Annotated in this window: 5 protein-coding genes; 4 read left to right on the top strand and 1 reads right to left on the bottom strand. The window is 50.6% G+C overall.

The window, feature by feature from the left end; all coding sequences use genetic code 11:
- From Q0Y46_RS14520 to Q0Y46_RS14505, 4 genes are all read left to right on the top strand, one after another.
- Window positions 1–1,025: hypothetical protein (locus Q0Y46_RS14520; protein ID WP_297948485.1), on the top strand; the 1,025-nt coding region annotated here is incomplete at its 5' end.
- 31 nt (window positions 1,026–1,056) lie between these two features.
- Window positions 1,057–1,716: a hypothetical protein gene (locus Q0Y46_RS14515; protein ID WP_297948483.1), complete on the top strand. Its 660-nt coding sequence runs from the start codon at window positions 1,057–1,059 to the stop codon at window positions 1,714–1,716.
- A 19-nt stretch (window positions 1,717–1,735) separates the two neighbouring features.
- Window positions 1,736–2,419: a hypothetical protein gene (locus Q0Y46_RS14510; protein ID WP_297948480.1), complete on the top strand. Its 684-nt coding sequence runs from the start codon at window positions 1,736–1,738 to the stop codon at window positions 2,417–2,419.
- Between the two features lie 621 nt (window positions 2,420–3,040).
- A complete protein-coding gene (locus Q0Y46_RS14505; RefSeq protein WP_297948478.1) occupies window positions 3,041–7,240 on the top strand; it encodes a fibro-slime domain-containing protein in 4,200 nt (1,399 codons plus the stop codon).
- Window positions 7,241–7,522: 282 nt separating this feature from the next.
- Here Q0Y46_RS14505 and Q0Y46_RS14500 read toward each other — a convergent pair whose 3' ends face one another.
- Window positions 7,523–9,421 carry an ABC-F family ATP-binding cassette domain-containing protein gene (locus Q0Y46_RS14500; RefSeq protein ID WP_297948476.1) on the bottom strand — a complete coding sequence of 633 codons (1,899 nt, stop codon included), beginning with the start codon at window positions 9,419–9,421 and terminating at the stop codon, window positions 7,523–7,525.
- Between the last annotated feature and the right edge of the window lie 345 nt (window positions 9,422–9,766).

The following is a 9,766-nucleotide window of genomic DNA, read 5'->3' as shown; positions in this document are numbered from 1 at the left end:
CGCCGATGGTACCTGGCCTCCGGGTCCGGGAGAGTAGGGCGTCGCTGGATTCTCGCCCCCCAGAAGGTAAACCTTCCGGGGGGCTTTTTTTATATTCTATACAAATGACTCGATTCATCAATTACCTTCTTTGCCTGTTCCTTTTGCTCCTTGTTGCTTGCGACAATGCGAAAAAGGACTTCATGACACCGAAACAGGGCGAGGTCGTCCTGGATGTGCGGGCTGATGCATACTCATTGAATGCATACTCGTTCGACGGGAAGGTTATCGATAGGTCTTTTGCAGATTTCTCTACCGATGTTTTAGTGATTGATTCAAACTACAATTTATTGGCTGATTCTCTACATAAAGACTTAAAAATGATTCGAGAGAATTTAGGCGATGAAGTCTTGCAGATCCTTACACTTGAGGATGACTATGAAAAGCGAAAACAAATCCATAATGATTACCCTTTAGCCAAAATTCATTATGACGACGATGTTACCTATGATGTATTCTATAGTTCCTATCTGGCCGTTTCGTTCATCTTTGATTCGTTTCAATTAGCTTTTGGGTCTAATTATAAAGAAATTTACTGGTTGCATGAACCCCACACGCGTTACTATGTGCTTTTTTCCTTTTGGTGCCAACAGTTGAATGATGCGAGAATTTCGGATTTCCTTTTTGGAACAAGTAGAGTCCAAGAAATGATAGCGGATCATAATATTCGCGATGCGGATGTACAATGGTGTGCTGCTGCGGATACCGCTGTTTTATTGACCTTTTATAGAAAGAATGAGGGTTATGCCTATGCGGTTAGTTTAAATAAAACCGGAGAGGCCGATGGATATGAAATCAATGCTTTTGATAAAGAGGAGTCTTTGTGGGAGTTTATAGAAAAGACTCTTCCAAAATTGCCGAATAAGGCTCGTTATGCTGTAATGATACTACGTGTTCAGAAAGATATTTTGATAAAAGATGTGGTTCCTTTCATCAAAAAGCTAATGGACTATGGTTATCATATTAAATTTGATGAAATTAAGTGAATAGAAAGCTTGTAGCAGCGTGCTTCCAGTGATGTTTTTCCTGTTTGCAAAAATTCGGTATGTCATTCTATACGTGCTTGTTTGTGGTGCGTGTTGTTTCGCTGCGTATGATCCTTCTCCTATTCTTCCCGATACGGTTTTTGTAGAGGATTCTATTGCGGTGGAGGAAGGCTATTCCCGCTGTGATACGGGCGCGCAGTCTTGCATCGTGGTTGGTCGCGGGTGTCGCGAGGAATATTTTGCGGTAAATGAAAAAATTGATCCCAACGAACCCGAGGATTCCCTGCTTGCAAGAGTGTATGGCGCAGAGCCTTTGCAGGATAGTTCAAGGATTTACGGCCAATGGGCATCGAATTGCAAGGAAGAACAGACTAGAGGTTTTTCTGGCGCGTTGTTATATGGCCTTTTTGTTGGAGGACTTTCTACTGCAGTGGGTATTGGATTGCTTTACGTCGATTACGATTATACTGCTACAAAGATTCTAGGAAGGGGCTCTGGCGTGCTTTTTCTGGCAACAGGGATTGCGTTTCTTTCTGTAGATATTATTGGTTCGATAATTTGGCTTTTCGCACCTCCCGATGAACGGATTCAGAAATACGAGGAACGCGAAAAGGCTTGGAAGCTCCGCGTCACGCCGACGATAAACTTCAACGAACCCGGCGGCGGGCTGTTATTGCAACTCGGGTTTTAGCGGTGAGGATCTTCATTTTATGAAACCGATGGTCCTATTTTTACTGTTTTTCTTGAGCGTTTTTGCTGAAGCATCTTCAAGATACAGTGATACGGTTTATGTTAAGTATTCTTCGGTGAGCTTCCCTGCCTCCAATTATGGCAGTTATCCCTATGCAGAGGGTCAAGGTTATGGGACTATTGTTCAACGTGCTTGGATTGTTGTCCGGCGTGGATGTCGTGAAGAATCTTTTCCGGTGACACAAACGATTCCTTACAATGCAACCGAGGAACAGTTGTTGGCAATCGTCTATGGGGCGGAACCTCTGGAGGACAGTTCCGAGGTTTACAGGGATTGGGCTACGAGCTGTTTGTCGTTGCATGCGGATGCTAACGAGGGATGGCTTTATGTTTTTTTTGGAGCTGTTTATGGCGTCCCCGCGACCTTATTAGGGAAATATCTCACCTTTCGAGACTACGATTATGTATCGACTGCTATTCTTGGGCGTGTACCTGGGGTAATTTTGCTTGTGACGGGCGGTCTTATGGTAATTTGTGGTGCTATAGCCTTAATTCCGTCTATAATAGGATTGTTGATTGATGATGGAAGTCCGCATCAAGCCGATATTTACAACAAGCAATACGAAAGGTGGAAGCTCCGCGTCACGCCGACGATAAACTTCAACGAACCCGGCGGCGGGCTGTTACTGCAACTCGGGTTTTAGAGATGAGGCGCGAGGAAATAGCAATGAGCTATGAGCAGTGAGCCATGAGGCCTGTGAATAGGAATCACGCACTTCGTGCGTTATTGACAGACGGCGAAGCCGTGATATTTTTCCCTAGATCCTAGTCCCTAGATTCTCTGATCGAGATTGCTTCGGGGCTATTCGCCCCTCGCAATGACAATCTCTAACCCCCAGATCCTAATCCCTAACTCATACCTAGAGATTGCTTCGGGGCTACGCCCCTCGCAATGACAACCTTACTTCCTACTGTCTACTGCCTACTTCCTACCTTACCTCATACCTCAAAGGCGCAACGCGCCGACCTCAGAGCGTAGCGACCTCATAGCCCCTAGATCCTAGTCTCTAGATTCTCTGATCGAGATTGCTTCAGGGCTATTCGCCCCTCGCAATGACAACCTTACTTCCTACTGTCTACTGTCTACTTCCTACTCTCTACTCCCTCATACCTCACCGCTCACAGCCTGCTGTTTGCTTTTTCTCTTGTCCTTCGTCACTCGTTTTTCGCCTGATTCCTATTTATTTGATATTTTTCGCCATTTTTCGAATAAAAACGTATTTTAATGCCTGAAGGGGTTAGGGCAATATAAGGAGACGTGTTTTATGAAACGTACCTTGGCGGTAGTTTCTGTTCTTTTCTTTCTTTTTGGAGCTGCATGGGCCGACCTGACCGTGCATATCCAGTCTCCCTTCCGTAATGATCCTACTTCTGCCGACTATGTTCCCCATGTCCTTGGTGGTGCTGGCGGTGATTACACGCCCAGTTACGGGGCGACTTCCAAGACGATCATGACCGAAGAGGGCGACCACTGGTATGTGTACACGTGGTCCGGCAAGACTTTGGCCGATTTCCAGGAATGGATGAAGTTCAACTTTAAGTTCTGCCCCAACACATCCGATGTCAATTTCAACAACAATGCCTGCGTCGATTGGGATGCCGGCGGTGAGAAGGAATTCCCGATAGGCGGTTTTTTCGGTACGGATTCCGAGATTTGGCTGTACACGGATGCCACGACGGGTAAGTACACCAAGTCATTCATGGCTCCGGGTGCGAAGGTGGTGTGGTTCAAGAGCCCCTGGGGCAACAAGGCGCTCCCGCAGATGTACTTTGGCATGGATTCTGTGCTGATGCGCTTTGTTCCGGGCGACAACACGAAATGTGGCTGGTTCTACGGCGCGGTGACTCCGGCGATGATTGCCGCGAACCCGGCGCAGACGGCTTATTTCACACGTTACATGGCTCCTTGGCTTTCTGTCCCTGCCGATACGAACCTTTCTATTGACCTTTCTGCCGCGCTCCAGGCCAACGACACTATCTATGTCGACGGCACCGAGGCTGCTCCGACTGCATCATCGACAATAGGCTCGCTTGGGACGTGCTTCGACGATACGCGCGTGCTGCATATTTACCATCCGTGGCGCAACAACACAAGCTACCGCGACAGCACTTTCTACATCACGATCGGGAACAATATCCTGAATCAGCCGACTCCGATGAGCTCCGAAGGGGAATACCGCTTCTGGCGTCATTACTCGTTCGACGATACGCTGGTGGGCTCGCCGAAGTGGAGCTCGCAGATGGCGGACTTCCAGATTTTGCGCGGCAGTAACGAGTGGCCGCAGCATCCTTATTTCCAGCAGGGTTCGCAGATGAAGGCTCTGGAGCTTTTCCCGTCGGGCATTTACGAGACTTGGTTCTATGCGAGCACCAGCCTGGGTTCCATTGATTTGCAGTTCTACCCGCCCGAACCCAAGGTCGTGCGTTTGCTGAGCCCGTGGGACGACATGTCGCCTTCGATGCTCGTGCTCGACCAGGACGATACGGTGAAGATGGGCCCGCTCCCGCTCGACAGGAAAAAGGACACTTGCGGATGGTACGAGGGCACCTACTACAAGCATGCAAAAGATTGGGGCGTGTTCTTCAAGCAGACTTTCGGCATGGATTACTACAATGCCGAGGGCGTGCAGGGTGCAGGAATTCCTGATGGCAACCCGGTCCGGCTGGATTCGATGATGGCGCTGCACGATACTGTGTGGGTGTATCCTTATCCTGTTTCTACGAGTGGCCCTGCGTTCTCTAACACTTATCCGGGTCGCCTTGGCCGTTGCCCCGAGCTCAAGATTTCGGCGCTTGTTTTGGACTGGGCCGGCGAATCGTATGCGGACAGTATCGACGTGGATTTTGGCGGCATTTACGGTGGTAACGACTATACGACGGTGCGCAACTACGACCAGAACGGACAGCTGACCGACCTCAAGACATGCGGTGGTCTTGCTGTGGGGATGGTCCAGGATACTTTGGTGAATGGGGTGCCTGCTCGCGTGGATTCTTCGGTGTTCCCGTGGTCTATCTGTTCTGCTGGTCATGAAATCGAGAAGTGGTTTGTGCCGCAGGTGGTGGCGCACGATGCTGCGGGCAAGGAGTACACGAATGCGACTTGCCGCGATATCGACCTCTCGCTTGACGAGGAAGGTTTCTGGCTAGCGGACTTCACTAACGAGGACGACTGCAACGACACCATCAATCCAGGTTTCTATCCTATTGACGATTTCCAGTATTTAGACGATGCAAAGACGGTGAAAAATCCGAAGTTCGACTGGAACGTGAGTGGCTGCCGCCACAACTACAGTTTCTCGATGAAGATTTCGGCGCAGTTCCAGTATATTCCGGGGCAGTATTTCGAGTTCCGTGGCGATGACGACGTGTGGGTCTACATCGACAACCGCCTGGTGGTGGATATCGGTGGCTGCCACAGCCCTGTCGAGGGGGCGGTGAATTTGGATACGCTCGGCCTTGTCGAGGGCAAGGAATATCCCTTCCAGATTTTCTTCTCCGAGCGCAACGCGGTGGGTTCGAACTTCAAGATGCGCACCTCCATCAACCTGCAGACCGAAAAGACGTTCTTCCCGGTGCACATCCCGCGTACCGACACGACTATCGAATACCAGCTGCTGCAGATTCTCGTGGAGGAGTCGCTGGGTTGCGACATTTCCAAAACGGGCAAGGTCGACACGGTTCCTGCGCAGTCTGCATTTGTCTTGAAGAGCCTCACGGGCAGCTTGCAAGAGGGCGGTGTATCGCTGAATCCCGGTGTCAATTACGGCGGTATCACTATTTCCGAAGACATGGCGGGTTTTGTCATCGATACGAACATGATTGTGAAAACGCGCTCGCTGGCACCAGGCACCTACGTGCTTGAATGTTACCTTTCTTCGGACCCCACGCAGTCTACCGATATTTATTTCACTGTACCGGAATGGCCGAAGCCGACAATTGTCTTTGTGGATTCCACAGGGGCGTTTATCCCGGGCGATACGGTATCGATGGAATTGGGAACGCTTGCCTTTGTGCCGTATAAAGTCCGCATCGCGGTGGTTTACGGCGACATGGTGTGTGCAGATTGCTTCTCGATGCTGGGCTTGTATACAGCAGATTCGCTGACCTTCTTAGATATGAACAGTTCTGCCATCAAGATTATCGAGACGGATTCGATGGGCTATGCAACGTTCTATGTTATGGGTACGGATGCGGTGGTGAACGGCTCGTTCCGCGTGGGCAGCGAGTATGTGCAGAACGTGCTTGTCTGGAAGAATATCAATCTAGAAAAGCCGAAGGTGCCGATTGCGACCAAGGCTGAGATGTACGACCGCAACGGTGACGGCATCGCAGATAGTTTGCTTGTACTTTTCAACGAACCGTTTGATGGCAGGTTCCCGGACCATACAAAGTGGATGTTCGGTGACAGCGCCTGGCACATTACGCCGGACTGGGCGAGTGTCGTTTCGCATGTTGCGAGTGAGCAGTCGCTTGTGGAGGTTTCGGACGCTTTCTCGACGGAAGTCTTTACCGGGCTGGAAAAGGACAAGTACCATGGTACGTTCAGGTACCACTTCCGTTATTACGACGAGGAACAAGGCGATACGATTTCGCTTGATACGATGGTGCAGTTCATTGACGAGAAGATCGGTGCAATTATCAAGAGTGCCGTGGTCACCATCAAATCCGATAACGTGACGATGCTTTCTGTTTTCTTGAGCGAGGGAACGGATCCGTCCGGGATTGACATGGCATCGGCGTTTAATTTCAGAATTTGGCGTGCAGGTATGGAAAATTCCAACTTGTTGAGTATGTCGACGTTTAATACAATGGCGAATGGCTCTCGATACGATCTCTATTTCTATACAGACGAGACGCACCCGGCTCCGGCAGTGGGCGATTCTGTGCGTTTGGGCATGGGTGTGTTGCCAGACCTTAGTGGGAACACTCCCCATGCGGGCAACCCTTGGGTTCGCATTATCGGCGGGCAGCGACTGACATTGGATGTGACCGAGGTGGTGAAGATTTCGGCTGAGAAGGTTCTTGCTCCCGAAAATGGTCCTGGTGAGAATGCAATCAAGCCTTACCTTGTCCCTACAGAATGGTCAATGAAACAAATTGTCGAGGCGTTCGGTGTTCCTGGGCATGTTTTGGGTTACGACTTGCAGGAATTAGGAATTACCGCCAGAGATTCCGTGCCGCTCGAGGATATCCGCATTGAATGGGAAGTCTACTACTTTACGAACTTGGGGCAGTATGTCAATTCGAACAAGGGTGGAGTGAGTTGTTCGGATGCGCTGTTCAACGGAGATTGTACTAGGAATCCGGGCAAGGTGTTCCTTGCGTGGGATGGTCGCAGCAAGCAGGGACGCGTTGCGGGTACGGGAGCCTATGTATCAAAGTTGAGTTGGAAGGTGCGAGTCGGCAAGGATAAAATCGGGACGAAGGATGATACTCGTACCATGGGAATCATCCGCGGGAAATAGTTTTTTGGCAAAGGCTTAATATTATATCGGATATTTACTAGAGGTCTTCTTTTTTCATTATTCTCACTTGAGATAATGCGGGAGGGGACCCAGCTCGGAGTTGCGAAGGCCGCACGGTCCCCTCCCTGCACCCTCCCCTTCCTTGGCCGACGCTTCTATTCTCACAACGTTAAATAGCTATCTCTATGAGTAAAAGAATATCCCACTTTAAAAAAAAGTGGGATAAACTGTTGAATTACGATAAAATTTCATAGCTCATTGCTCACCGCTCACAGCTCATAGCTAGATCGGGTATTTGTCTTTTGCGGCTTCGAGTTCGGCGGTCGTTTTTTCCCATGCTTCGTAGAGCTGGTCGATGTTTTTCTTGTTGTCGTCCATGTCTTTGGCGATGGCGGTGATGGCGTTGCCGTCGCCGCTTTCCGATGCAGTCACAAGCTTTGCTTCGAGTTCGCCACCCAAGGCCTCGGCTTTTGCGATTTCTGCTTCAAGGCGAGCGAGTTCTTTTTCGAGCGGCTTGATGACTTTGCTGCGTTCGGCGATGTAGTCGGCGCGGGCCTTGCGGTCTTCTTTGGCGCGGGGGGCTGCCGAGGGAGCGTCCGTTTTCACGTCGATGTTTGAGACCTTGATGTTCGCGGATTCGGATCCGCCGGGCTTCTTTTCAGATGCCCAGCCCACCTTTTCCAAGAAGTCGGCGTAGGAACCTTCGAAAATGCGGCACTTGCCACCATCAAAAACCACGAGGCGGTTTGCAAACGCATGCAGCAGTTCTTCGTCGTGAGTGACCACCATTGCCGTGCCTTCGTAATCCTCGAGCGCATCGATAAGGCTCTCGATGCTTTCCATGTCAAGGTGGTTCGTCGGTTCGTCGAGCAACAGCATATTGCAGGGGCTTGCAAGGATTTTCCCGAGCAGCACACGGCTGCGTTCGCCACCGCTTAAAACTTTCACTTTCTTGAGCGCGGCATCGCCACTGAACATCATGAGGCCCGCAAGCCCGCGGGCGCGGCTCTTTTGCGAGACTTCCTCGATGGCGGTCGCGATTTCTTCTTCGACGGTATTGTCGAGGTTCAGGCGGTTGATGTTTGTCTGCCCGAAATAGTTTATCTGCAAGTTCGGGTTGTGGCTGATTTCGCCTACGGTCGGTTCAAGTTCTTTTGCGATGAGGTTCAGGAGAGTCGTTTTGCCGCGTCCGTTCGGGCCAATAACCGCGATGCGGTCGCCCTTGAAGACTTCCATCGTCAAATCGGTAATGAGTTCCGGGCCCATTCCCTGCACGTTCCCGTTATCGTCTTTGTTCGGGTACGCAAACGAAATCCCCTTGATTTGTAGCATGCGCTTGCCGGGGAAGGGGGCTTCGGTAAAACTGAAATCCAGGTTGCGTTCGTGGGTGAGTCGTTCGCCAGTTGCGAGCTTTGCGGCGGCCTTGATTTTGGACTGCACCATTGCGGCCTTGGCGGCTTTGTAGCGGAAACGTTCGATGACTTTTTCGAGCTGTTCCTTCTTTTTCGCCTCGTTTTCTTGCGTGCGCTGGGCGACTTCTTCTTCTTCGGCGATGGTTTCGCGGAGCTTTTCGACAGTTCCCTTCACCTTGCGCATCTTGTGGCGGTGAATGCCAACCGTGTGCGTGCAGACCTCGTCCATAAAGTGGTGGTCGTGCGTAATCAGCAGTACTTCGCCCTTCCAGGCACGCAAAAAGCGGCTGAGCCAGCGCATTGAAACAATGTCGAGGTAGTTCGTCGGTTCGTCGAGCAACAGCATGTCGGGCTCGCTCGCGAGCACCTTCGCCAAGTTCAGGCGAATCTGGAAACCGCCGGACAAAAGCATCGGGCTCTTGTGCATCGATTCTTCGTCAAAACCGAGGCCGAACAGAATCGCTTCTACCTTGTGTTCTTCGAGCCAACCGTCTTCGTTGGGCTTCAAAACGCTGCAGGCCTCTTCGTGCACGGTCGGGTGCTTGAAGTTGATGTGCTGTTGCAAATAGCCGATGGTGTAGTTCTTGGGAATGTCGATGGAACCGCCGTCGATACATTCCTGCCCGAGAATCATCTTGAAAAGGGTCGACTTGCCGCAGCCATTGCGGCCCACGAGCCCCACGCGTTCATGGCTAGCTACCAGAAAACTGGCACCGTCGAGCAGCACCTGCTCGCCAAAGGACTTGGAAACGTTCTGAACTTGAATCACGGAGGCAAATGTAGTAAATAGTGGTTTGGGGGGTATGAGGTCGCTTCGCTTTGAGGTGTGAGGTATGAGGGAGTAGACAGTAGGCAGTAGACAGTAGGAAGTGGTTAGTAAACAGTGGTTGGTGGTTAAGGAAAACTTGTCATTGCGAGGGGTGAAAACCCCGAAGCAATCTCTAGGTATGGGTTAGGGATAAGAATCTAGGATCTACCTTTGACCACTTAGTGCTTTAGCACTTATGTGGGCATGGCCACCTTTAGGTGGTGGGCTAGGGAGAAATATCACGGCTTCGCCGTCTTATATTGACGCACGAAGTGCGTGATTCTTTTCGCTAGCCTCTATTCTCTA

Source organism: uncultured Fibrobacter sp. (assembly GCF_947305105.1).
GTDB lineage: Bacteria > Fibrobacterota > Fibrobacteria > Fibrobacterales > Fibrobacteraceae > Fibrobacter.
The sequence above is the reverse complement of the archived record's forward strand: the minus strand, read 5'-3'. Positions and strand labels throughout refer to the sequence as shown.

Bases quoted from the DNA above. Each gene is read 5' to 3' on its own strand.
- Q0Y46_RS14515 (WP_297948483.1), top strand. From the start codon at position 1,057: ATGTTTTTCCTGTTTGCAAAAATTCGGTATGTCATTCTATACGTGCTT.
- Q0Y46_RS14510 (WP_297948480.1), top strand. From the start codon at position 1,736: ATGAAACCGATGGTCCTATTTTTACTGTTTTTCTTGAGCGTTTTTGCT.
- Q0Y46_RS14505 (WP_297948478.1), top strand. From the start codon at position 3,041: ATGAAACGTACCTTGGCGGTAGTTTCTGTTCTTTTCTTTCTTTTTGGA.